This window comes from Hydrogenophaga aquatica (assembly GCF_054780915.1).
On the sequence record NZ_BAAGVK010000002.1, the window covers coordinates 124,676 to 147,844 of the forward strand.

The following is a 23,169-nucleotide window of genomic DNA, read 5'->3' on the forward strand; positions in this document are numbered from 1 at the left end:
ATGCAAGTCATACATACCATCGCCGAGCTGCGCGAGCAGCTGGCACGCCACGATTCCCCGGCCTTCGTGCCCACCATGGGCAACCTGCACGACGGCCATCTGGCCCTCATCCGCCAGGCCAAAACCCTGGGCGACGTGACGGTGGCCAGCATCTTCGTGAACCGCCTGCAGTTCCTGCCGCACGAGGACTTCGACACCTACCCGCGCACCCTGCAAGCCGACTGCGAGAAGCTGCAGGCCAACGGCTGCGACATTGTCTTTGCGCCTTCAGAAAAGGAGTTGTACCCCGAGCCGCAAGGCTTCAAGGTACACCCGCCCGCCGGGCTGGCCGACATTCTGGAAGGCCACTACCGCCCTGGCTTCTTCGTGGGCGTGAGCACGGTGGTGATGAAGCTGTTCCAGTGCGTGTTCAGCGAAGCCAAGGGTGCGCGCCACGCGGTCTTTGGCAAGAAGGACTACCAGCAGTTGATGGTGATCCGCCAGATGGTGCGCCAGTTTGCCTTGCCCGTCACGGTGCACGGCGGCGAAACGGCACGTGCCGACGACGGCCTCGCCCTGAGTTCCCGCAACGGCTACCTGAGTGCCGACGAACGCGCCGAGGCGGTGCACCTGTCGCGCGAACTCAAGGCGCTGGCGGCCACGGTGTTGGGCAGCGAGCACAACCTGGCCGCCGTGGAGCAACGTGCCATGCAGACCTTGCAGGCACGTGGCTGGGCCCCCGACTACCTGACGGTGCGCCGCCGGCATGACCTGCAGCCGCCTGAGGCGGGGGAGTTCCGCCCTGGCGAACTGGTGGCGCTGGGTGCCGCCAAGCTGGGGCGCACTCGGCTGATCGACAACCTGGAGTTCTGACCAACGCTGCCCTTGTGGGGTCCAGGTCTGTTGCGGCCACGGCGTGAGTCGCTCCTAGTCTGTTGGTGGCCAAGGTGTGTGTGCCCAGGGGCTGGCGCTTCAACGAGGCGGCCGGTGCTGTGCACCGGCTTCCCTGCGATGCTCGATGCCGTGGCCACGCGGCGGAACTCGCTTCGTTCGCTTTGCTCACTGCGCTCAAACAGCCGCCGCAAGCTAGATGACGAAGCGCGCTCACGCGCGCTGGCCACGGCCTCTGCGCTTCTCCGCACCTCGCAAGGCGCGCCAGCCCCTGGGCGCACACACCTTGGCAGAAGCACTGCTGGCACACCACCGGTGGCGCTCCACCATTCTTGGTTGGCTGCGGCAGGCCTGGCCCTGCGGGGGCTAGCGAGGTATCGCAAAAGCAAAAACACCAAGTCCACCGCCCAACCCGAAGGCCAGAAACTCAGTGAACCTCAGCCACAGGGTCACGCCCCATGAGCACGCCCACCGCCTGCGAAGGCTTCAGACGGCCGTCCAGCAACGCCACCACCGCCTCGGTGATCGGCATTTCCACCCCCAGGCTGCGCGCCCGCTGCGCCACGGTGCGCGCGCTGTAAACCCCTTCGGCCACATGCCCCAGGGAATCCACAGCCTCCTGGAGGTTTTTGCCCTGTGCCAGCAGCAAGCCCACCTGGCGGTTGCGGCTCAGGTCGCCCGTGGCCGTCAGCACCAGATCGCCCAAACCGCTCAAACCCATGAACGTCTCGGGCCGCGCGCCCAGAGCCAGCCCCAACCGTGAAATTTCGGCCAGGCCGCGCGTGATCAACGCCGCTCGCGCGTTCAGCCCCAGGTCCAGACCGTCGCACAGCCCCGTGGCAATGGCCATCACGTTCTTCACCGCGCCACCCACTTCCACACCCACGATGTCGTCGTTGGCATAGACGCGCAACGCCGGGCTGTGGAAAGCCTGCACCAGCAGCTCGCAAACCGTCTTTTGCCTGCACGCCGCCACCAGGGCCGTGGGGCGGCCACGCGCCACCTCCTGGGCAAAGCTCGGGCCGCTCAGCACACCAGCCCGCAGCCCGGGCGCAAACTGGGCACAGACTTCGTGTCCCAGCAGGCCCACGCCTCCGGCAGACTCGTCCGCCACGCGCTCAAAACCCTTGCACAGCCACACTACCGGCATGGTGCAATCGCGCAGCAGCGTCAGCATCTCGCGCAAGGCCGCCATGGGCGTGCCAACGATCACCAGATCCTGGCCCTGCAGTTGCACCGCCAGCTCGGCGGCCGGACTGCTGAAAACCGTCAGCCGCTCAGGAAAAGCCAGCCCGGGCAGGTAGCGCTCGTTGCAACGCTGCGCCTGCATGCGCCCCGCCTGCGCGGGGTCACGTGCCCACAGGCGCACGTCGTGCGGTGTGCCGTTGTCGGACGCTGCGGCCATGGCCAGGGCCGTGCCCCAGGCACCGGCCCCCAGAACGCTGATCCTCATGCGTCGCTCAAGGCACCGGTCACTGGGTCACGATGCGCGGCGCGTCTTCGTCCTGCTGCGCCTGCTGCTGCTCGTACATGGCCTGGAAGTTGATCTCGGCCAGGTGCACGGGCGGGAAACCGGCGCGCTGGATCATGTCCGCCACGTTGCCGCGCAGGTAGGGGTAGACGATCTGCGGGCAGGCGATGCCCATGATCGGGCCCATCTGGTCGGCGGGCAGGTTGCGGATCTCGAAGATGCCGGCCTGCTTGGCTTCCACCAGGAAAACCGTCTTGTCGTTGATCTTGGTCTGCACGGTGGCGGTCACGGCCACTTCGTACACACCGTCGGCCACGGGCTGGGCTTCAACGCCAAGCTGGATGTCCACGCTGGGCTGTTCCTGCTCCAGCAGGATGGCCGGGGAATTGGGCTGTTCGAGCGACGCCTCCTTCAGGTACACGCGCTGGATCTGGAACACGGGAGTGGAGTCGTCTGCCATGAAGGTCTCTTCAAGAATCTAGGGTCAAAAAACAGACCCGCTGGAGGCATTCCCGCAGCGGGTCATGAACTCGGAACAATGGGCATTATGTCAGCCCGCTGGCCGGGTGTGCGTCAGGCAGCCAGCAGCGGCGTCAGGCCGCCACGCGCGTCCAGCGCGTGCAGGTCGTCGCAGCCACCCACGTGGGTGTCCCCGATGAAGATCTGCGGCACGCTGGTGCGGCCGGTCAGCTCTTTCATGGCTGCCCGGACGTCGGGCTTGCCGTCCACAACGATCTCTTCCCACTGCGCCACCCCGCGTTCGCGCAACAGGGCCTTGGCGCGCATGCAGTAGGGGCAGTAGTCGCTGCTGTAGATCTTCACCTGGGTCATGGATTCACTCTCCGTTGAAAGCGGGGGAATTGTCAGCCTTTTTGAACGGGCAGGTTGGCGGAGCGCCAGGCGCCCATGCCGCCCGTCAGGGAATGCACTTTTTCGTAGCCCAGTTTCTTGGCCACGGACACCGCGCGGGTGGAACGCATGCCCGAGGCGCACACCATCACCACCGGCAACGCCTTGTTCTTGGCCACCATCGGCAGCTTGGCCTCCAGCTCGCCCAGTGGCACGTTCTTGGCGCCGGTCACGTGGCCATTGGCAAACTCCTCGGGGGAGCACACGTCCACCACCACCGCCTTCTCGCGGTTCATCAGTTGCACAGCCTCGGTGGGTGTGACGCCCGAAGCGCCGCCCCCCTTGCCAACGACCGGCCACAAAAGCATGGCCCCGGAGAGGATGGCCACGGTAAACAAAATCCAGTTTTCCAAAAAGAAAGTCACGTTATACCTTTCAGTGCAACCTGCTATTTTAAAATCAGTTGTTTCGCCCCTGTCCAACGCCCGCCAACCCTGACTCACATGTACAAGCTTGTTCTGATCCGCCACGGCGAATCCACCTGGAACCTGGAAAACCGCTTCACCGGCTGGACCGATGTCGATCTCACCCCCACCGGCGTTTCGCAGGCCATGTCGGCCGGCAAGCTGCTCAAGGCCGAGGGCTGGGACTTTGACCTGTGCTTCACCAGCGTGCTCAAGCGCGCCATCCACACGCTCTGGTACACGCTGGACGAGATGGACCGCACCTGGCTGCCCGTGGTGAAGGACTGGCGCCTGAACGAGCGCCACTATGGCGGCCTGCAGGGCCTGAACAAGGCCGACATGGCCAAGCAGTACGGTGACGAGCAGGTGCTGGTGTGGCGCCGCAGCTACGACACGCCGCCCCCGGCGCTGGAGCCCACCGATCCGCGCTGCGAGCGCAGCGACCGCCGCTACGCCGGTCTGGCACCCGAGCAGGTTCCGCTGACCGAATGCCTCAAGGACACGGTGGCGCGCGTGATCCCCTGCTGGAACGACACCCTGGCACCCGCCATCCAATCGGGCAAGCGCGTACTGGTGGCCGCGCACGGCAACTCCATCCGCGCGCTGGTCAAGTACCTCGACGGCATCTCCGACGCCGACATCGTCGGCCTGAACATCCCCAACGGCATTCCGCTGGTGTACGAGCTGGATGCCAATCTGAAGCCCATCCGCCACTACTACCTGGGCGACGCCGAAGCAGCAGCGCGTGCCGCAGCCGCCGTGGCCAACCAGGGCAAGGCCTGATCAGACACCACTGCTTTACGGAACCGAAACACCCTTTCGGTTTCCAAGGTGTATATTGGCCGGTGACCGTTTAGAAGGTGCAGCAATGGGGCAAAAACTCAAGATAGCAGGCTGGATTGCCGTGGGGGCCGTCGCTGGCGCGCTGACCACCGTCCAGTTGCAGGCCGTGGCGCGAGGGTCCCTGTCGCCCCTGCCGCTGGAAGAGCTGCAGCAGCTCGCGGCCGTGTTTGGCATGGTCAAGAGCGACTACGTGGAGCCGGTGGACGAGAAGAAGCTCATCACCGACGCGATTTCGGGCATGGTCTCCAGCCTGGACCCGCACTCGCAGTACTTCGACAAGAAGAGCTTCAAGGAATTCCGCGAGGGCACCAGCGGCCGCTTCGTGGGCGTCGGCATCGAGATCACCATGGAAGACGGCCTGGTCAAGGTCGTCTCGCCGATCGAGGACTCCCCCGCCTTCCGCGCCGGCCTCAAGTCCAACGACCTCATCACCAAGATCGACGAAACCGCCGTCAAGGGCCTGTCGCTCAACGAGGCTGTCAAGCGCATGCGCGGCGAGCCCAACACCAAGGTAACGCTGACGATTTTCCGCAAGGACGAGAACCGCACCTTCCCGGTGACCATCACCCGCCAGGAAATCAAGACCCAGAGCGTCAAGTCCAAGGTGGTCGAGCCCGGCTACGCCTGGCTGCGCGTGTCGCAGTTCCAGGAGCGCACTGTCGAGGACTTTGCCCGCAAGCTGGAAGACATCTACAAGGAGCAGCCGCAGCTCAAGGGCCTGGTGCTGGATCTGCGCAACGACCCGGGTGGCCTGCTTGACGCGGCGGTGGCGATCTCTGCCGCCTTCCTGCCCGAGAACGTGACCGTCGTGTCCACCAATGGCCAGCTTGAAGAAAGCAAGGCTGTGTTCAAGGCTGCGCCGCAGTACTACCTGCGCCGCGCCAACAACGATCCCATCCGCCACCTCACCGAAGCCACCAGGGGCGCCCTGAAGAACGTGCCGCTGGTGGTGCTGGTGAACGAAGGCTCCGCCTCGGCCAGCGAGATCGTGGCGGGCGCCCTGCAGGACCACAAGCGCGCCACCATCATGGGCAGCCAGACCTTCGGCAAGGGATCGGTGCAGACGGTGCGCCCCCTGGGCCCGGACACCGGCCTGAAGCTGACCACGGCCCGCTACTACACGCCCAGCGGCCGCTCCATCCAGGCCAAGGGCATCGTGCCCGACGTGTGGCTGGACGAAACCGCCGAGGGCAACCTGTTTGCCGCCCTGCGCACGCGCGAAGCCGACCTGGACAAGCACCTGGGCAACGGCCAGGACAATGGCCGCCAGCCCAGCGAGGCGGAAAAGGCCGCCGAACGCCAGCGTGAGCAGGAACGCGAAGCTGCCCGCCTGCGCCTGGAAGAGGAACAGCGCAAGAACCCGGGCCAGCGTCTGGTGCCCGAGTTTGGCTCCGACAAGGACTTCCAGCTGCAACAAGCACTGAATCAGCTCAAGGGCAAGCCCGTGGTAGCCAGCAAGACGCAGACCGAGCGTCCAGCAGCCACCACCGAGCAGTGAGCCCGATGAACGACGAGCAGCTGCTGCGTTACTCGCGCCACATCCTGCTCGACGAGCTGGGTGTGGAAGGCCAGGAAAAACTCCTGGCCGCCCACGCGGTGGTGGTGGGCGCCGGTGGGCTCGGCTCACCCGTGGCGCTCTACCTGGCCAGCGCCGGGGTGGGCCGCATCACCCTGGTGGACCACGACACGGTGGACGCCACCAACCTGCAAAGGCAGATCGCGCACAACCTGGAACGGCTGGGCCAGCCCAAGGCCGAATCGGCCAGGGCGGCCATGCACGCCATCAACCCCGAGGTGCGCATCGACACCGTGCTGCAACGCGCCGACGCCGCCCTGCTCGACCAGTTGCTGCCGGGCGCCGACGTGGTGCTGGACTGCACCGACAACTTCGCCACGCGCCACGCCATCAACCGCGCCAGCGTGCGGCACCGCGTGCCACTGGTTTCCGGGGCGGCCATCCGCTTCGACGGGCAGCTTTCGGTCTACGACCCGCGCAACGCCGAATCTCCCTGCTACGCCTGCATCTTCCCCGACACCGACGGCCTGGAAGAGGTGCGCTGCGCCACCATGGGCGTGTTTGCGCCCCTGGTCGGCATCATCGGCACCATGCAGGCCGCCGAGGCGCTCAAGCTGCTCAGCGGCATGGGCTCGCGGCTGGTCGGGCGGCTCACCATGCTCGACGGCCGGGGCATGGAATTCACTGAAGTCAAGCTCGCGCGCAACCCGGGCTGCCCGGTCTGCGGCGGGCACTGAACCCGCCCGTTTCCCTCAATCCTTCTGCGTGACAGGTGCGCCCGCCAGGTGACGGGCCTGGCCGCCAATGCGCCGCTGGGTGCGTGGCAGCTCGGCATCGTGTTCGGCCACCATGGCCTCGGCCCGGGCCTGCAGGCGGTCCAGCACGCCGTCCAGCCAGTCCAGCTCGGCTTCGTCCAGCACCTCCAGCAACTCGCGGTTGATCTGGCGCGCCAGCGGCAGCAGTTCGGCGTGGATGCCGCGCGCCTTGTCCGTCAGCATCACCTGCGCGTGCCGCCGGTCGGAAGGGCGCTGGATGCGGACCAGCAGCTGCTTGTCCACCATGGAGCCGATGGCGCGTGAAGTGCGCGCCTTGTCCAGACCGGCGCGGCGCGCCAGTTCGGTCGGCGTCAACCCGTCGGTGGGCTCCAGCAGGCTGATCAGCCGCCATTCCCGCCGGGTGATGCCAAAGCGCCCTTCGCACACGCGCACCACCAGACTGCCGGCCTGCGCCAGCACGCGCGTGAACCGGTACAAGGGCATGTCTACGAGCGAGTCGAGCCGCTTCAGTCGGGACGCCTGGGCCATTCGGGTTTTCACGAGGAACAGTTGATTAGATCAATCGATTGTCACGCTTCTACATTTGCCCCACAACCAGAACAAGCCCCCCCAAGACAGGAGACAGACATGCAACGCAGCCCCCTCGCCGTCGCCGCCATCGCGCTGGCAGCTCTCGCCCCTGCCCTGCCAGCCGCGGCACAGGACAGACCCGCCTTGAAAATCGTGGTGGGCTTTCCCCCGGGCGGTTCGGCCGACACCCTGGCACGGCTGATCGGTGAGGCACTGAGCAAGGATTTCCAGCCGGTCATCGTGGAAAACCGCCCCGGCGCGGGAGGGCGCATTGCGCTGTCACAGGTCAAGCGTGCCAAACCGGACGGCCAGACCGTCATCGTGCTGCCCAGCGGGCCCATGGTGCTGTTTCCGCATGTCTACCGCAAGCTGGACTACGACCCGGTGAAGGACTTTACGCCGGTTTCCCTGCTGGCCAGGTTCCAGTTCGGCGTGGTTGCAGGGCCATCCAGCACCGCGCGCACAGTGCAGGACATGGTGGTGCAGGCCAGAGCGAAACCGAACGAATCGTCCTACGGCACGCCTGGACAGGGGACGCTGCCGCACTTCATGGGCGTGCTGTTCGAGCAGCAGGTGAACGCCCGGCTCAACCACGTGCCCTTCCAGGGCGGCGGCCCGGCCAACGCCGCGCTGGTGGGCGGACACATCCAGTACAAGTTCGACGTGGTCTCGGAAACCGCCGAGCTGCACCGCACCGGCCGCGTGCGCATCCTGGCGGTGACGGGACCCCAGCGCGACCCGCAGGTGCCCGAAGTCCCCACGCTCAAGGAAGCCGGGATCGATATGGAAGCCACGGCCTGGTTCGCCATGTACGCCCCGGCAGGGCTGCCGCCGGACACCCAGGCCCGCCTGGAATCGGCGGTGATGGCCGCCGTCAAACGGCCGGACATGCGCGAACGGCTGCTGTCGCTGGGCTACGAGCCCGCGGGCTCCAGCGGCGCTGAACTGGCCAGGACACAGCGTGCTGACCTGGCCCGCTGGGCCGCGCCCATCAAGGCCACGGGCGTCCAGCTGGACTGACCCCCTCTTCATCCCCCACACTCAGGAGACACCATGAACTTCCGCCGACAACTTCTGTGCGCCCTGCTGGGCACCACCGGCCTGCTGGGTCCGCTGGCTGCCAGCGCGCAGGACACCTACGCCACCAAACCGGTCCGCATCGTCAACAACTGGCCGCCGGGCGGCCCCTCGGACATCCTGGCCCGTTCGGTCCAGCCCTACCTGCAGGACCTGCTCAAACAACCGGTGGTGGTGGACAACAAGGCCGGGGCGGCGGGCAACGTGGGCGCAGCCGACGTTGCCCGTGCCCCGGCGGACGGGCACACGGTGCTGTTCGGCATCGACACGACGTTCACCGTGAATCCGCACATCTACAAGTCCATGCCCTTCAAGGGCAGCGACCTGAAGCCCGTGGTGATCATGGCCTCGTCCGGCCTGCTGGTGGGTGTGCATCCGTCCACTGGCATCAAGTCCATGAAGGAACTGCTTGCCACCGGCAAGGGCAAGGGGCTGACGTTCGGCTCGGGCGGCAACGGCAGCCCGGGGCACCTCTGGGTGGAGATGTTCAAGGAAACGGCGGACGTGAAGGTCACCCACATCCCGTACCGGGGCAACACCCCGGCGGTGACCGCCGTGCTGGCCGGAGAGGTGAACGGTGGTGCGCTGGCCACTCCGGGCATGCTGCCGCACGTGCAAAGCGGAAAGGTCACCCCGCTGGCGGTGACGGGACTGCAGCGGTCCAAGCTGGCCCCCGAGCTGCCCACCGTGGGGGAGCTGGGCTTCAAGGAGCTGGCGCAGGAAGTGCTGTACCTTGTGATGGTGCCCGCCGCCACCCCCGACGCCGTGGTGCAGACCCTGCAGAAGGGCATCGTTGACGCCCTCAAGCGCCCCGACGTGCAAACCCGGCTGACCAGCCTGGACCTGCACTTTGAAGGCCAGACAGGCAACGCCGCCGCCAAGCGCCTGGCCGACAGCAGCGCACGTTACGCCAAGGTGGTGGCCGCCACGGGCATGCAGGTCGACTGACGGCAAGGTACGCGCCATGCAACGCCCCAACATCATCTACATCGTTTCGGACGACCTGGGCTACGCCGACCTGGGCTGCTATGGCGGCCGTCAAGCCCAGTTTGGCGACGTGTCGCCCAACATCGACCGGCTCGCAGCAGGCGGCATCCGGTTCGTCGAGGGTTACGCCAATTCCCCGGTGTGCTCGCCCACCCGTTTTGCGCTGATGACCATGCGCTACCAGTACCGCCTGCGCGGCGCGCTGGAAGAGCCCATCAACAGCCGCAGCAAGGGCAGCGACACCCTGGGCCTGCCCGCCCACCTGCCGACCCTGCCCTCACTGCTGCGCGATGCGGGCTACCACACCGCGCTCGTCGGCAAATGGCACCTGGGCTACCCACCCACCTTCGGCCCGCTGCGCTCGGGCTACGACGAGTTCTTCGGCATCATGGCTGGCGGGGTGGACTACTTCACCCACTGCTCGTCCAAGGGCGACCACGACCTCTACCTCGGCGAGGACGAACACATGGAGGTGGGCTACCTCACCGACATCTTCTCGCGGCGCTCGGTGGACTACATCCACCGCATGGCTGATGACGCCAAGGCAGGCAAGCCTTTTTTCCTGAGCCTGCACTACACCGCACCGCACTGGCCCTGGGAAACGCGTGACGACGCCCACATCGCCCCCGACGTGGCCAAGAACCTGTTCCACCTCGACGGCGGCAACATCCACAGCTACCGCCGCATGATCCACCACATGGACGAAGGCATCGGCTGGGTGATGGATGCGCTGCGCCAGCATGGGCTGGAGGACAACACCCTGGTCGTCTTCACCAGCGACAACGGCGGGGAGCGCTTCAGCGACAACTGGCCCCTGGTCGGCGGCAAGATGGACCTGACCGAAGGGGGTATACGCGTGCCGTGGATCGCACACTGGCCCGCCGCCATCCCGGCGGGTTCCGTCAGCCAGCAGCACTGCATGACGATGGACTGGTCGGCCACGATGCTGGACGTTGGCGGCGGTCGGCCCGATCCAGATTTTCCGCTGGACGGCATTTCTCTCAAGGCGGTTCTGAGCGACCCGGCGCGCCGCTTCGAGCGGCCGCTGTACTGGCGCATGAACCATCGCGGCCAGCGTGCCCTGCGGCTGGGGGACTGGAAATACCTGCAGGTGGACGGCAACGAATACCTCTTCAACATTCCGGCGGACGAACGCGAACGCGCCAACCTCGCGCAGCGTGAGCCCGCGCGCATGGCCCACATGCGCCAGATGTGGCTGGACTGGAACGAAACCATCCCGCCCATCCCGCCAGATGCAACCGTAAGCCTGGGCTATTCAACCAAGGACATGCCGCAACGTTAAGCTAGGCGACATGTCACGAATCGCAAGACTGTTCCCTTTCCTCTCATGGCCACGCGCGGACGCCGCATTGCTGCGGGGCGAGGCCCTGGCCGGCCTCACCGTGGGCCTGATGGTCATACCCCAGGGGGTGGCGTATGCCGCGCTGGCGGGCATGCCTCTGGTCACGGGCATTTACGCGTCGCTTCTGCCTGCGCTGGTGGCGGTGTTGTTCGGAGCGTCCACCCGGCTATCGGTAGGCCCTACCGCGCTGAGCTGCCTGCTGGTGAGCGCGTCGCTGGCGGGGCTGGCCACCCCGGGCAGCAGCGAATGGATCGCACTGGCGGTGTGGCTGTCGCTGCTCACGGGCCTGTTACAGGTGGCACTGGGCCTGGCACGCTTTGGCTGGCTGCTGAACCTGGTCAACTCCCCTGTGCTGATGGCCTTCACCCAGGCGGCGGCGGTGCTCATCATCGGCTCGCAGCTGCCCGCACTGCTGGGCCTGCCGGCCAGCCCGGGGGAATGGCTGGCGGGGGCTTCGCCGCACTGGCCGTCGGTGGCGTTCGGCCTGGGCAGCCTGGCCGTGCTGATGCTGGCGCGACGCTGGCGCCCCACCTTTCCGACCGTGCTGGTGGTGGTGCTGGCCACGGCAGGCCTGAGCCAGTGGATGGGTTTCGAAGCCCAGGGAGGTGCCGTGGTAGGCGCACTGCCCGCAGGGATGCCCGCGCTGTACCTGCCGGGCTGGCCCGGCTGGAGTACGCTGGCACAACTGGCGGTGCCGGTGCTGGTGGTCACCCTGGTGAGCTTTCTGGAAACCGCGGCCAGTGCCAAGGTGGACAACGCCCGCCAGGGCCAGCGCTGGGACCAGGACCAGGACCTGATCGGCCAGGGGCTGGCCAAGCTTGCCGCCGGGTTCAGCGGCACCTTTCCCACCAGCTCGTCGTTCTCGCGCTCGGCGCTCAACCTTTACGCTGGAGCCAAGAGCGGATGGGCCACGGTGTTTTCGGTGGCGGTGGTGCTGGCCGCGCTGCTTTTCCTGCTGCCGGTGCTGCACCATGTGCCGTACGCGGTGCTGGCTGCCGTGGTGCTGGTGGCCGTGATCGGACTGATCAAGCCGCGTGAATTCCTGCGCCTGTGGCGCATCTCCCGGGTGGAGGCCGTGATCGCGCTCGCCACCGTGGCCATCACCATCCTGTCGGCCCCGCGGCTGTACTGGGGCGTGCTGGCAGGGGTGCTGATGTCGCTGAGCCACTTCCTGTACCAACGGCTGCACCCGCGCATCATCGAAGTGGGCGCCCACCCGGACGGCCGCCTGCGTGACCGCCACCTGTGGAAGCTGCCGCCACTGGCACCGGCCACCTACGCCCTGCGCATGGATGCGGAATTGGACTTCGGCTCGGCGGCGGCACTGGAACGCGCCGTCACCGAACACCTGGCCGCCCACCCTGCCACGCGGCACGTGGTGCTGATGGCGCAACCCATCAACCGCGTCGACGCCACCGGGGTGGAGACCTTCACCCGGCTGCGCCTGCTGCTGGCAGGACAGGAACGCACCCTGCACCTGGTGGGATTGAAGCTGCCGGTGGAGGAGACCCTGCGCGCGGCAGGCGAGCTCAATGAGTCACCGCACCTGCGCCTGTACGCCACCGAGGCGGAGGCGCTGCGCGCGCTCAACGCCGCCAGCGGCGGTTGAGCAGGTGGATCAGGCCCGGCCGATGATGGAGGCCGTGGCCATCAGCTCTTCCAGCAACGCCAGCGAGACCTTGCCCGAAACGCTGTAAGGGTCGAACTCCGGGCGTTCGGAGTACTTGAGCACGATGGAGGTGTTGAGCTTGCTGAGGTTGACCTGGCCCATGGTCCAGCCACCGAAGCGGCGCTCGGTGATCTCTTCGTAGTGCAGCAACTCCACATCCTTGTGGCGCGGGTCTTCGATGATGTGGCTGTACAGGCGGTTGACCGCCTGGCGCCCGCCTTCGATGGCCTGCACGAAGATACCCCCGCCATAGCAGAGAATGCCCGTGATGCCGTTGTGCAGGTTGTGCTGGCGCGCAGACGCCAGGATGGCATGGATGGCTTCGTCGTTGCCCGGCTCCACGGCCCGGCTCACATACAGCAGGCGCACCAGCATGTCAGTTGCTCCCTCGCGGAATGAGCGACAGGAATTCGCGGCGCAGCGTCGGGTCCTTCAGGAACACGCCACGCATGACCGAGTTGATCATCTTGCTGTCCATGTCCTTCACGCCGCGCCAGGCCATGCAGTAGTGGCTGGCCTCCATGACGATGGCCAGGCCGTCGGGCTGGGTCTTCTCCTGGATCAGGTCGGCCAGCTGCACCACGGCCTCTTCCTGGATCTGGGGGCGGCCCATCACCCACTCGGCCAGGCGCGCGTACTTGCTCAAGCCGATGACGTTGGTGTGCTCGTTGGGCATGATCCCGATCCACACCTTGCCAATCACAGGGCAGAAGTGGTGGCTGCACGCGCTGCGCACCGTGATCGGGCCGACGATCATCAGCTCGTTGAGGTGCTCGGCGTTGGGGAATTCGGTGATGGTAGGCCCCGGGACGTAACGGCCTGCAAATACCTCCTTGAGGTACATCTTGGCCACGCGGCGCGCGGTGTTGTCGGTGTTGTGGTCGTTTTCGGTGTCGATGACCATGCTGTCGAGCACACCCTGCATCTTTTCAGTGACTTCGTCCAGCAGGGCTTCCAGCTCACCCGGCTGGATGAACTGTGCGATGTTGTCGTTGGAGTGGAAACGTTGCCGCGCCGCCTTGATGCGCTCGCGGATCTTCACGGACACCGGGGTGCCCTCGTCCTGGGTGGCGTCGGTCATGTTTTCTGGGGCTTTCATCAGCATGCGGGGATGCTAACACCGCCCGCAAAGGGCGCCAAGCCAAGGGGTTACCTTCAGTAGCGGTGCCCGGTGAGGAAGAGCATCGCCCGCATGATGCCAAAGGCCATGCGGTCGAGCAGCCGCTGGTGCCAGGGCCGGCCGGCGAAACGGCTGGCGTCGAGCTTGTTGCCTGCGGTGCGCATCAGCGTGTCCAGGCGGTCGCGCAAGGCCCGGGCAAAGGCCGTGTCGGTGGTGACGACGTTGGCCTCGCGGGCCAGGAGCAGGCTCAGGGGGTCGAGGTTGGTGGAGCCGACGGTTGCCCAGCGCCCGTCCACCACGGCCACCTTGGCATGCAGCGAGCTGGGCGCGTATTCATGGATATCCACCCCGGCGGACAGCAGCCGGTGGTAGACAGGACGGGCCGCGTGGTACTGCAGGAAGTGCTCGTACTTGCCCTGCAGCAGCAGCCGCACACGCACGCCGCGCCTTGCCGCGAGCACCAGCGCCCGGCGCAGGCGCCGACCCGGGATGAAGTAGGCGTTGGCAATGACGATCTCGCGGCGCGCCTCGCCGATGGCCTTGAGGTACGCCCGTTCGATGTCATGCCGGTGATGGACGTTGTCGCGCAGCAGCAGCGCCGCCAGCGCCACCATGTCCTTGCCGCCACGCGGCGGCAGTTCGGGCCAGTCCTCGGGCGCCAGCTGGGGCAGGGCCTCGCGCAGGGCCAACCAGGCGGCACGGAATTCCCGCTGGCGGGCGCTGCGCACGGCCTGCAGGCGCCACCACAGCTGCTCCATCGTCTCCAGCATGTCGGCCACCAGCGGGCCGCTGACCTGCAAGGAGAAATCCAGCCGCGGCTCGGGCAGGCGGCCCAGTGCCACGTCATCCTTGTCGTCGATGATGTTGATGCCGCCGCAGAAGCCCACCACACCATCGACCACGCATAGCTTGCGGTGCAGGCGGCGCCAGCGGCTGGGGATCAGCAGGCCGAAGTTGCCCAGCGGCGCGTAAATACGCCACTGGACGCCCGCCCGGCTGAGCCGCCGGGCCCATTCGGCAGGCAGGCTCGGGGTGCCTATGCCGTCGACCACCAGCCGCACCATCACACCACGCAGGGCGGCGCGCTCCAGGGCCTGCGCCACCTGCAGGGCGCTGTTGGCGAACTCGAAGATATAGGTTTCCAGGTGCACCAGCTGCCGCGCCCTGTCCATGGCATGCACCAGTGCCGGGAACAGTTCTTCGCCTCCTTCGAGCAGGCGCAAGCCGTGGCCAGAACGCAATGGGGCCTTCACGCCAGCGCCAGCTCCGTGATCAGGGGCAGGTGGTCCGACATGCGCGCCCAGGCCTTGCCATGCGGCACATGCGCCGCCACCGGGCGCAGGCCCCGCACATACACCCGGTCCAGATGGAGCAGCGGCAGGCGCGACGGGTAGGTGGCCAGCCGGACGTCTTCAAACGTGCGCAGGCCGAAGGCCGCCATCGGCTGGTGCAGGCGCACACCCCAGTCGTTGAAATCCCCCGCCACGATCAGGGGTGCGTCGCTTGGCACCTCACGCTCCACGAAGCGGCGCAGCTGTTCAATCTGCCGCTCCCGGCTGGCATGGATGAGCCCGAGGTGCACCACGATCACGTGCACCGGAAACGCGTCTACCTGCACCATCACATGCAAAAGACCGCGCTGCTCGAAGCGGTGGTCGGACACGTCCTGGTGGCCATGCCCCAGCACGGGCCAGCGGGACAGCAGGGCATTGCCGTGTTCGCCATGGCGGGTGAAGGCATTGGTACGGTAGATGGCTTCGTACCCCTCCGGCGCCAGGTAGGCCGCCTGCCCGGCCTGCGGCCAGTGGCGGAACCTGTTCTGGAGCTTGCGGTGGTAGGCGCGCACCTCCTGCAGGCAGACGATGTCAGCGTCGAACTGCTCCACGGCGTGCAGCAGGTTGTGGATTTCCAGGCGGCGCGCCGGCCCCAGGCCCTGCACGCCCTTGTGGATGTTGTAGGTGACCACGCGCAAAGTGCTCATGGCTGCATCATGCCACCGCGTTACCGCTGCTTGCACTGGCTTGCGCACGGCGAATGGGCAGGCGGATCTGCACGACGTATTCGCCTTCGCTGGACGTGTAGGTCTTGAAGCGTGCCTCGGCATCGAAATGCAGGTCCAGCCGCTCACGGATGTTGTCCGTGGCCATGTGGTTGCCGTTGGAAGGCCGTGCGCTCTGGCCTGCCGGTGGCACCGGGTTGCGCACGAACAGCGTCAGGTAGCCCCCATCCTCGTAAGCTTCAACGGTGATTTCCGCCCCGTCGACACAGGGTTCCACGCCATGGCGCACCGCATTTTCAACCAGGGGCTGCAACAGCAGGGGCGGCACCAGGGCGTCGGCGGGCGCGGCGTCGCACAGCCAGCGCACGCGCAGCCGCGGCCCGAAGCGCACGCCCTCCACCGCCACGTAGGCCCGCGCCACCGTCAGTTCGTGCTGCAAGGGCACAAGCGACCGGTTGTCGGCCAGCAGGGCGCGCAACAGGTCGGAAAGGTCATGGAGCATCGCCTCCGCGCGGCGCGGTTCGTCACGCACCAGCGAGAGCACGCTGTTGAGACTGTTGAACAGGAAATGCGGCTGGATGCGCGCCTGCAAGGCCATCAGCCGCGACTCTGCCCAGGCGGGTGAAAGACGGTGATGGCGCCAGTTGAAATAGAAGAGCACGGCGCCCGCCGTGGCAAACGCCACCCAGGCCACGCGCAATGGGTCACCCATGGGGGAAGAAAGCGCCCAGCCCAGCGCCTCTCGCCAGGCCAGGGCCAGCAGAACAGCGGTGAGGAGCACCCAGAGCACTCCCCGCCCGTACGGCTGGCGGCGAAGCCAGGGAGAAGCCGCGAAAAGCACCGCCACGGCTGACAGCAGCACCGGCTCGAACAGCACGCCCTGCAAGAAGAAATCGGTGGCCGCACTGACCCAGCCCGGCTCCGTGGCCAGTATCACCCCCAGGCGCAGCAACTCGGCCAGCACGACCACGCGCAGCACCACGCCAAGGTTGCGGAAATCGGGCAGCACGGGCAACAGAGGGGAACTCATGGCACACCGGTGGACAGGACGGAATGCCGCGTTTATAACCTTTTCCCCTGTATCCTCCTCCTCCCGTACCACCTGAGCAACACCCCAGATGAAAGACCTGGTCCTGCTGGCGGCAAACGCCATCGGTCTCTCCGACCCCAACCCGCGCGTGGCCTGCCGCATCCTGACCCGGTCTGGCCAGGTGTTCGACGGCCACACCCAGCAGGCCGGGGGGCCGCACGCCGAGGTGGTGGCCCTGCGGGCAGCGCAGGCGGCTGGCGCCGACCTCAGCGGCGCCACGGTGTGGGTGACGCTGGAACCCTGCAGCCACCATGGCCGCACCCCGCCCTGCTGCGACGCGCTGGTGGCCGCTGGGGTAGCCCGCGTGATCGTGGCCCTGCAAGACCCCAACCCCCTGGTTGCGGGCCAGGGGCTGGAGCGCCTGCGCGCGGCGGGCATCGCCGTGGAACTGCTGCCCGCCAGCGACCCGGACGCCATTGCTGCACGGGAACTCAACATCGGATTCATCAGCCGCATGGTGCGCGGCCTGCCCTGGGTGCGCATGAAGATCGCGGCCTCGCTCGATGGCACCACGGCGCTGCACAACGGCGTCAGCCAGTGGATCACCGGCCCCGAAGCACGTGCCGATGGCCACGCCTGGCGCAAGCGTGCCGGAGCCATCCTTACCGGCATAGGCACGGTGCAGGAAGACGACCCCCGCCTGGACGTGCGCCTGGGCGACACCCACGTGCAACCCCTGCGCGTGGTGGTGGATTCCCGGCTGGAGCTGGACCCGGCAGCGCGCATCGTGCAGCCACCCGGCCGGGTGCTGGTCTACACCACCGCCGACCCACAGGCCAGCGCCGCCAAACGCGACGCGCTGGCCGCAAAAGGTGTGACCGTGGTCGACTGCCCGCCCCCCGGGCTGCCCCCCGGCGCCGCTACCAAGGTGGACTTGAGCGCCATGCTGCGCGACCTGGCAAGGCGAGAAGTGAACGAACTGCACGTGGAAGCGGGCCACAAGCTCAACGGCTCCTTCCTGCGCGAGGGGCTGGTGGACGAGCTGCTGCTCTACCTGGCGCCAAAGCTGCTGGGGCCGGGCGCGGGCCTGGCCAACATCGGGCCATTCGCCGAACTGACGCATGGCCTGGCCTTCGACTTTCTGGAAGCCACCGCTGTGGGGCCTGATCTGCGCCTGCGTGCCCGGCCGCCCGGCAGGGCCGATTTCTGACCCATCCCCCCGCCTGGCCCCCGCCTTGCGCTTTCCTGCGAGAATAGGGGGATGTTTACCGGCATCATCACAGGCGTGGGGCGCATCGTCGCTGTCCAGCCGCTCGGCAGTTCTTTGCAACACGGCAAGCGCCTCACCATCGAGACGCCGCCGGGCTACCTCGACGACGTTGGCCTGGGCGACAGCATCGCCCTCAACGGGGCCTGCATGACGGTCACCACCCTGGCCGCTGAAGAACGCCGCTTCACCATCGACATCTCCGCAGAATCTCTGGACAAGACCGCCGGCCTGGATCAACCCGGCCCGGTCAACCTGGAAAAGGCACTGCGCGCGCACGACCGCCTGGGCGGTCACATCGTCTCTGGCCACGTGGACGGCATTGGCCGCGTCACCCACTTCGCCCAAGTGGGCGAAAGCTGGGAACTGCGCGTGATGGCTCCCGCTGCCCTGGGCAAATACCTGGCCTACAAAGGCTCCATCACCATCAACGGCGTCAGCCTCACGGTCAACCGCGTGCAGGACAGCGCCGACGGCTGCGAATGCAGCATCAACCTCATCCCGCACACCGTGGAAAACACCGCCCTGGGCCACCTGCGCGCGGGCAGCCCGGTGAACCTGGAAATCGACCTGATCGCCCGTTACGTGGAGCGCATGCTCGGCGCCCCCGCACAATCATGACCACACCCAACCTGGCCCCCGTGCCCATTTCCCCCGTTGAAGACATCGTGGCCGACATGAAGGCTGGCCGCATTGTCATCCTGGTGGACGAGGAAGACCGCGAGAACGAGGGCGACCTCGTCCTGGCCGCCGACCACGTGACACCCGAGGCCATCAACTTCATGGCCCGCTTCGGGCGCGGCCTGATCTGCCTGACGCTGACGCGCGACCGCTGCGAACGCCTGCGCCTGCCCCCCATGGTGCCGCGCAACGGTACCAAGATGGGTACGGCGTTTACCGTGTCCATTGAGGCTGCCGAGGGCGTGACCACCGGCATTTCCGCCGCTGACCGCGCGCGCACCGTGCAGGTGGCCGTGGCCGCCAACGCCCGCGCCGAAGACCTGGTGCAGCCCGGCCACATCTTCCCGCTGCAGGCGGTGGACGGCGGCGTGCTGATGCGCGCAGGCCACACCGAGGCGGGCTGCGACCTGGCCGCCATGGCAGGCTGCACGCCCGCCGCCGTGATCTGCGAGATCATGAAGGACGACGGCACCATGGCCCGCCTGCCCGACCTGCAGCTTTTCGCCGCCGAACACGGGCTGAAGATCGGCACCATCGCCGACCTGATCGAATACCGCAGCCGCGTTGAAAGCCTGGTGCAGAAGGTGGGCAGCCGCCCCCTGAATACCGCGTTCGGCGAGTTCACCGCACACGCCTTCCGCGACCAGCCCAGCGGCGCCCTGCACCTGGCGCTGGTCAAGGGCCAGTGGCAGCCCAGCGATACTGTGAGCGTGCGCGTGCACGAACCCCTGAGCGTGCTGGACGCGCTGGAAGTGGGCCGCTCCATGCACTCGTGGACGCTGGAAACCAGCCTGCGCCACATGGCCGAACAAGGCCGGGGCGTGGTGGTGCTGCTGAACTGTGGCGAAAGCGCCGAACAGCTGCTGGCCCAGTTCGAAGGCACCGCGCGCTCCGCGCAGGCGCCCGAGCGCGGCCGCATGGACCTGCGCACCTACGGCGTGGGCGCGCAAATCCTGCGCGAATGCGGCGTACACAAAATGCAACTGCTGGGCACGCCGCGACGCATGCCCAGCATGGCCGGTTACGGACTGGAAGTGACCGGCTTCCTGAGCAAGACGGAAGGAAACTGAACATGTTGGTAGCCGACAAAGGCAGCGCCGGTGCGCTGGACGGATCGAAACTGCGCATCGGCATCGTGCAGGCGCGCTTCAACCAGGGCATCACCAACGCCCTGGCGCAAGCCTGTGTGACCGAACTGCATGCCCTGGGCGTGGCCGAGGCCAACATCCAGCACGTGCAGGTACCTGGCGCGCTGGAGGTGCCGTCCGCCCTGCAGGCCATGGCTGAAACCGAAAAATTCGACGCCCTGATCGCCCTGGGCTGCGTGATCCGTGGTGAGACCTACCACTTCGAACTGGTCTGCAACGAATCCGCTGCTGGCGTGACACGCGTTGCGCTGGACTACCAGATTCCCGTGGCCAACGCCATCATCACCACCGAGAACCTGCCGCAGGCCGTAGCCCGCCAGGAAGAAAAAGGCCGTGACGCCGCCCAGGTGGCGGTGGAGATGGCCCAGCTGCTCAACCGCATCCAGGCATCATGAGCGACGATACCCCCAACAGCGCCGACAAGGGTGACAAAGCCGCCCCCCGCGCAGCCTTCAAGAAGGCCAGCGACAAGTCCGCCCGCACCCGTGCGCGCGAATTCGCCCTGCAGGCGATCTACCAGCATCTGGTGGGCCGCAACGAGGCCGAGGACATCGACCTGTTCACCCGCGATCTGACCGGCTTCCACAAGGCCGACAGTGCGCACTACGACGCACTGCTGCACGGCTGCATCGCCGAGGCCGACGCGCTGGACGCGCTGGTCACGCCGCTGCTGGACCGCCCGCTGGCCGAGATATCGCCCATCGAACGCGGCGTGCTGTGGATTGGCGCCTACGAGTTCAAGCACTGCCTGGACGTGCCGTGGCGCGTGGTGATCAATGAATGCATCGAGCTGGCCAAGTCCTTCGGCGGCACCGACGGGCACAAGTACGTCAATGGCGTGCTCAACCAGCTGGCGCCCCAGTTGCGCGCGCTGGAAGTGAACCGCGACCAGGCCCGCAAGGGTGGGAGCGCGCAGGCGTGACATCCCTTGCCACGGCAGACACCTTCTGCTGGCCGGTGCGTGTCTACTGGGAAGACACCGACGCTGGCGGCATCGTCTTCTACGCGAACTACCTGAAGTTCTTCGAACGGGCACGCACCGAATGGCTGCGCAGCTTGGGCGTGCAGCAACAGCGCCTGCGCGAGGACACCGGCGGCATGTTCGTGGTGAGCGGCACCGAGCTGCGCTACCACCGCCCCGCGCGGCTTGACGATTTGTTGCAAGTCACGGCACGCGTCGGGGAACTCGGACGCGCTTCGATGACACTGCAACAAGAGGCTTGGCTCACGCAGGACGGCGAACGTTCGGCCCTGCTTTGTGAAGGCAGCATACGCATCGGCTGGGTACAGGCTGATGAAATGCGCCCAGGCCGCATCCCGCAACCGATCATCAACGTTTTGCAACCCCGATGAACCACGATTTTTCCATCGTCGAGCTGATGCTCAACGCGAGCTGGGTGGTGCAGGCCGTGGTGGTTCTGCTCATCACGGTCTCGGTCATCAGCTGGGCAGCGATCTTCCGCAAGGTGTTCGCCCTCAAGCGGGTCAAGCGCCTCACCGAGGAATTCGAGCGCGACTTCTGGTCTGGCGCCAACCTGAACGACCTGTACCTGGCCGCCACGCGCAACGCCCGCGACGGCAGCCCGATGGAACGCATCTTCGCCAGCGGCATGCGCGAGTTCCACAAGCTGCGCGAGCGCCGCATCACGCAGCCCGATGCACTGCTTGATGGCGCACGCCGCGCCATGCGCGCAAGCTACCAGCGCGAACTGGACGCGCTGGAGGTGAACCTGTCCTTTCTGGGCTCGGTCGGCTCCGTGTCGCCCTACGTGGGGCTGTTTGGCACGGTGTGGGGCATCATGCACGCCTTCACCGGCCTGGCCGCGCTCACCCAGGTGACGCTGGCCACGGTGGCACCTGGCATCGCGGAAGCGCTGGTGGCCACCGCCATCGGCCTGTTCGCCGCCATTCCGGCAGTGGTGGCGTACAACCGCTTCACCCACGAGATCGACCGCGCCGCCAACCGGCTGGAGACCTTCATGGAAGAGTTCTCCAACATCCTGCACCGCAACGTTGGCGCCGCCGGTGCAAGTAGCGCGGGGGGCCCGGCCACCGTGTCCCCGGGGCACTGAAGCCACGCCGCAAAGGAAAGCGCGATGCCCGCAGTCACACCCCGAGGCAGAGGCCGCCGCACCATGAACGACATCAACATGGTGCCGTTCATCGACGTGATGCTGGTGCTGCTGATCATCTTCATGGTGACGGCACCGCTCATCACCCCCAGCATGATCGACCTGCCCAGCGTGGGCCAGGCCGCGCGCCAACCTGACCGTTACGTGCAGGTCATCATCGACAAGGACGCCCGGCTGCAGGTGAAGGACGGCACCGCCAGCGCACAGGCCGAGGACGTGAGCGACAAGGCCCTGGTTCAGCGCGTGCGCGACCTGCAGGGCGCGCCCGTGGAAGGCCAGGCCGTGGTGCCGGTGGTCATCAGTGCCGACAAGAGCGTGAAGTACGAGGCCGTGATCAACGTCATGGATCAGTTGCAGAAGGCAGGCATCCAGCGCGTGGGCCTGTCGGTGCAACAGGGGCGCTGAGCGCGGACAGGAGCACGCCCGCATGCAGGCCACCGCCGACACCCTGGACCTGAACCCGCCGCAAGCCGGGCGCTGGCGCGGGCCGCTGCTGATCGCCGTCGTCGTGCACCTGCTGCTGGTGCTGGCGCTGACTTGGGGTGTAGGCTGGCAGCGTGACGCGCAAGTGGTGATGGAGGCGGAGCTGTGGTCGCGCCTGCCAGAGGTGGCGGCACCGCGCGCCAGCGAACCCGAACCGCCTCAGCCACCCGCCCCTGAGCCGCGCCCGGAACCCGAGCCCGCCCCGCCCCCCAAACCCGCACCCGTGGCCGAACCGACCGGCCCTAGCCAGGCCGAGATCGCCCTTCAGAAGAAGCGCGAGAAAGAGCGCGAGGACAAGCTGCACCTGGAAGCGGAGCGCAAGAAGCAGGAAGAAGCCCGCCGCAGGGAAGAGCAGCGGCAGGCCGAACGCGAGGCCGCCGCCAAGCGCGAGGCTGAACGCAAGAAACGCGAGGCTCAGGCCGCCAAGGAGAAAGCCGAGCAGACCGCCCGCGAGAAGGAAGCGGCGCGCCAGCAGGCACAGCTGGAGGCCGAGCGCAAGAAGAACCTGGAGCGCATGCTGGGCCAGGCCGGCGCCATGGGTTCGTCGCGCTCGACAGGCACGGCACAACAGTCCAGCGGGCCTTCTGCGTCCTACGCGGGCAAGCTGGTGGCACGCATCAAGCCCAACATCGTGTTCACCGAAACCATCCCGGGCAACCCGCGCGCGGAGGTGGAAGTCCGCGCCATGCCCGACGGCACCATCGTCGGGCGCAAGCTGCTCAAGTCCAGCGGCCATGCGGGCTGGGACGAGGCCGTGCTGCGCGCGATCGACCGCACCGCCACACTGCCCAAGGACGAGAACGGCCGGGTACCCGGCACCCTGGAACTGATCTTCAGGCCGCAGGACTGAGCGG

27 protein-coding genes are annotated in these 23,169 nt (G+C 67.0%); 17 read left to right on the forward strand and 10 right to left on the reverse strand.

Annotated elements, in window-relative coordinates:
• The gene (gene panC / locus ACYVHH_RS01650) at window positions 1-852 is read left to right on the forward strand and encodes a pantoate--beta-alanine ligase (RefSeq protein ID WP_460563268.1); all 852 of its coding nucleotides are present in this window, start codon (window positions 1-3) and stop codon (window positions 850-852) included.
• Between the two features lie 445 nt (window positions 853-1,297).
• Here the strand turns inward: panC and ACYVHH_RS01655 are convergent, their stop codons facing one another.
• The 4 genes from ACYVHH_RS01655 to ACYVHH_RS01670 form a co-directional block, all read right to left on the reverse strand.
• On the reverse strand, window positions 1,298-2,323 hold the full coding sequence (locus ACYVHH_RS01655; protein WP_460563269.1) for an NAD(P)H-dependent glycerol-3-phosphate dehydrogenase: 1,026 nt from the start codon (window positions 2,321-2,323) through the stop codon (window positions 1,298-1,300).
• A 19-nt stretch (window positions 2,324-2,342) separates the two neighbouring features.
• On the reverse strand, window positions 2,343-2,801 hold the full coding sequence (secB, locus tag ACYVHH_RS01660) for a protein-export chaperone SecB (protein ID WP_460563270.1): 459 nt from the start codon (window positions 2,799-2,801) through the stop codon (window positions 2,343-2,345).
• A 113-nt stretch (window positions 2,802-2,914) separates the two neighbouring features.
• Window positions 2,915-3,172 carry a glutaredoxin 3 gene (grxC, locus tag ACYVHH_RS01665; RefSeq protein ID WP_460563272.1) on the reverse strand — a complete coding sequence of 86 codons (258 nt, stop codon included), beginning with the start codon at window positions 3,170-3,172 and terminating at the stop codon, window positions 2,915-2,917.
• Window positions 3,173-3,204: 32 nt separating this feature from the next.
• Window positions 3,205-3,615: a rhodanese-like domain-containing protein gene (locus tag ACYVHH_RS01670; RefSeq protein ID WP_460563273.1), complete on the reverse strand. Its 411-nt coding sequence runs from the start codon at window positions 3,613-3,615 to the stop codon at window positions 3,205-3,207.
• A 78-nt stretch (window positions 3,616-3,693) separates the two neighbouring features.
• Here ACYVHH_RS01670 and gpmA point away from each other — a divergent pair, with 78 nt between their 5' ends.
• From gpmA to ACYVHH_RS01685, 3 genes are all read left to right on the forward strand, one after another.
• Window positions 3,694-4,437, forward strand: a complete 744-nt coding sequence (gene gpmA / locus ACYVHH_RS01675; RefSeq protein WP_460563274.1) for a 2,3-diphosphoglycerate-dependent phosphoglycerate mutase — start codon at window positions 3,694-3,696, stop codon at window positions 4,435-4,437.
• 85 nt (window positions 4,438-4,522) lie between these two features.
• The gene (locus tag ACYVHH_RS01680; RefSeq protein WP_460563276.1) at window positions 4,523-5,995 is read left to right on the forward strand and encodes a S41 family peptidase; all 1,473 of its coding nucleotides are present in this window, start codon (window positions 4,523-4,525) and stop codon (window positions 5,993-5,995) included.
• A gap of 5 nt (window positions 5,996-6,000) precedes the next feature.
• Window positions 6,001-6,750 carry a HesA/MoeB/ThiF family protein gene (locus ACYVHH_RS01685; protein ID WP_460563277.1) on the forward strand — a complete coding sequence of 250 codons (750 nt, stop codon included), beginning with the start codon at window positions 6,001-6,003 and terminating at the stop codon, window positions 6,748-6,750.
• 15 nt (window positions 6,751-6,765) lie between these two features.
• On the opposite strand, the gene ACYVHH_RS01690 is transcribed toward ACYVHH_RS01685, so the two are convergent.
• Window positions 6,766-7,317, reverse strand: coding sequence for a MarR family winged helix-turn-helix transcriptional regulator (locus tag ACYVHH_RS01690; RefSeq protein WP_460563278.1), 552 nt, complete (start codon window positions 7,315-7,317; stop codon window positions 6,766-6,768).
• Window positions 7,318-7,416: 99 nt separating this feature from the next.
• On the opposite strand from ACYVHH_RS01690, the gene ACYVHH_RS01695 reads away from it, so the two are divergent.
• The 4 genes from ACYVHH_RS01695 to ACYVHH_RS01710 are packed head-to-tail and all read left to right on the forward strand — an operon-like array spanning window position 7,417 to window position 12,395.
• Window positions 7,417-8,379: a Bug family tripartite tricarboxylate transporter substrate binding protein gene (locus tag ACYVHH_RS01695; RefSeq protein WP_460563279.1), complete on the forward strand. Its 963-nt coding sequence runs from the start codon at window positions 7,417-7,419 to the stop codon at window positions 8,377-8,379.
• Between the two features lie 33 nt (window positions 8,380-8,412).
• A complete protein-coding gene (locus ACYVHH_RS01700; RefSeq protein ID WP_460563280.1) occupies window positions 8,413-9,384 on the forward strand; it encodes a Bug family tripartite tricarboxylate transporter substrate binding protein in 972 nt (323 codons plus the stop codon).
• Between the two features lie 16 nt (window positions 9,385-9,400).
• A complete protein-coding gene (locus tag ACYVHH_RS01705; protein ID WP_460563281.1) occupies window positions 9,401-10,726 on the forward strand; it encodes a sulfatase family protein in 1,326 nt (441 codons plus the stop codon).
• Window positions 10,727-10,736: 10 nt separating this feature from the next.
• Entirely contained in the window at window positions 10,737-12,395 is a 1,659-nt protein-coding gene (locus ACYVHH_RS01710; protein ID WP_460563282.1) for a SulP family inorganic anion transporter, read from the forward strand.
• A 9-nt stretch (window positions 12,396-12,404) separates the two neighbouring features.
• Here ACYVHH_RS01710 and ACYVHH_RS01715 read toward each other — a convergent pair whose 3' ends face one another.
• The 5 genes from ACYVHH_RS01715 to ACYVHH_RS01735 are packed head-to-tail and all read right to left on the reverse strand — an operon-like array spanning window position 12,405 to window position 16,604.
• A complete protein-coding gene (locus ACYVHH_RS01715; RefSeq protein WP_460563284.1) occupies window positions 12,405-12,830 on the reverse strand; it encodes a BLUF domain-containing protein in 426 nt (141 codons plus the stop codon).
• A 1-nt stretch (window position 12,831) separates the two neighbouring features.
• Window positions 12,832-13,554, reverse strand: coding sequence for a GTP cyclohydrolase I (gene folE, locus ACYVHH_RS01720; RefSeq protein WP_460563605.1), 723 nt, complete (start codon window positions 13,552-13,554; stop codon window positions 12,832-12,834).
• Between the two features lie 56 nt (window positions 13,555-13,610).
• A complete protein-coding gene (clsB, locus tag ACYVHH_RS01725) occupies window positions 13,611-14,828 on the reverse strand; it encodes a cardiolipin synthase ClsB (RefSeq protein ID WP_460563285.1) in 1,218 nt (405 codons plus the stop codon).
• A complete protein-coding gene (locus ACYVHH_RS01730) occupies window positions 14,825-15,556 on the reverse strand; it encodes an endonuclease/exonuclease/phosphatase family protein (protein WP_460563286.1) in 732 nt (243 codons plus the stop codon). The genes clsB and ACYVHH_RS01730 overlap by 4 nt, the downstream gene beginning before the upstream one ends.
• A 7-nt stretch (window positions 15,557-15,563) precedes the next feature.
• Window positions 15,564-16,604 carry a sensor histidine kinase gene (locus ACYVHH_RS01735; protein ID WP_460563287.1) on the reverse strand — a complete coding sequence of 347 codons (1,041 nt, stop codon included), beginning with the start codon at window positions 16,602-16,604 and terminating at the stop codon, window positions 15,564-15,566.
• Window positions 16,605-16,692: 88 nt separating this feature from the next.
• On the opposite strand from ACYVHH_RS01735, the gene ribD reads away from it, so the two are divergent.
• Genes ribD through tolA form a run of 9 tightly spaced genes read left to right on the forward strand, consistent with a single transcriptional unit; the run spans window position 16,693 to window position 23,165 of the window.
• The gene (gene ribD, locus ACYVHH_RS01740; protein WP_460563288.1) at window positions 16,693-17,814 is read left to right on the forward strand and encodes a bifunctional diaminohydroxyphosphoribosylaminopyrimidine deaminase/5-amino-6-(5-phosphoribosylamino)uracil reductase RibD; all 1,122 of its coding nucleotides are present in this window, start codon (window positions 16,693-16,695) and stop codon (window positions 17,812-17,814) included.
• Window positions 17,815-17,865: 51 nt separating this feature from the next.
• Window positions 17,866-18,492, forward strand: coding sequence for a riboflavin synthase (locus ACYVHH_RS01745; RefSeq protein WP_460563289.1), 627 nt, complete (start codon window positions 17,866-17,868; stop codon window positions 18,490-18,492).
• Window positions 18,489-19,622: a bifunctional 3,4-dihydroxy-2-butanone-4-phosphate synthase/GTP cyclohydrolase II gene (ribBA, locus tag ACYVHH_RS01750; protein ID WP_460563291.1), complete on the forward strand. Its 1,134-nt coding sequence runs from the start codon at window positions 18,489-18,491 to the stop codon at window positions 19,620-19,622. The genes ACYVHH_RS01745 and ribBA overlap by 4 nt, the downstream gene beginning before the upstream one ends.
• Window positions 19,623-19,624: 2 nt before the next feature.
• A complete protein-coding gene (gene ribH / locus ACYVHH_RS01755; RefSeq protein ID WP_460563292.1) occupies window positions 19,625-20,095 on the forward strand; it encodes a 6,7-dimethyl-8-ribityllumazine synthase in 471 nt (156 codons plus the stop codon).
• A complete protein-coding gene (nusB, locus tag ACYVHH_RS01760) occupies window positions 20,092-20,622 on the forward strand; it encodes a transcription antitermination factor NusB (RefSeq protein WP_460563293.1) in 531 nt (176 codons plus the stop codon). Before ribH ends, nusB begins: the two co-directional genes overlap by 4 nt.
• Window positions 20,619-21,053, forward strand: coding sequence for a tol-pal system-associated acyl-CoA thioesterase (ybgC, locus tag ACYVHH_RS01765; RefSeq protein WP_460563294.1), 435 nt, complete (start codon window positions 20,619-20,621; stop codon window positions 21,051-21,053). Before nusB ends, ybgC begins: the two co-directional genes overlap by 4 nt.
• Window positions 21,050-21,772 carry a protein TolQ gene (gene tolQ, locus ACYVHH_RS01770; RefSeq protein WP_460563295.1) on the forward strand — a complete coding sequence of 241 codons (723 nt, stop codon included), beginning with the start codon at window positions 21,050-21,052 and terminating at the stop codon, window positions 21,770-21,772. Before ybgC ends, tolQ begins: the two co-directional genes overlap by 4 nt.
• 24 nt (window positions 21,773-21,796) lie before the next feature.
• Entirely contained in the window at window positions 21,797-22,237 is a 441-nt protein-coding gene (locus tag ACYVHH_RS01775) for a biopolymer transporter ExbD (protein WP_460563296.1), read from the forward strand.
• A 22-nt stretch (window positions 22,238-22,259) separates the two neighbouring features.
• Window positions 22,260-23,165: a cell envelope integrity protein TolA gene (tolA, locus tag ACYVHH_RS01780; protein ID WP_460563297.1), complete on the forward strand. Its 906-nt coding sequence runs from the start codon at window positions 22,260-22,262 to the stop codon at window positions 23,163-23,165.
• Window positions 23,166-23,169 lie beyond the last annotated feature (4 nt).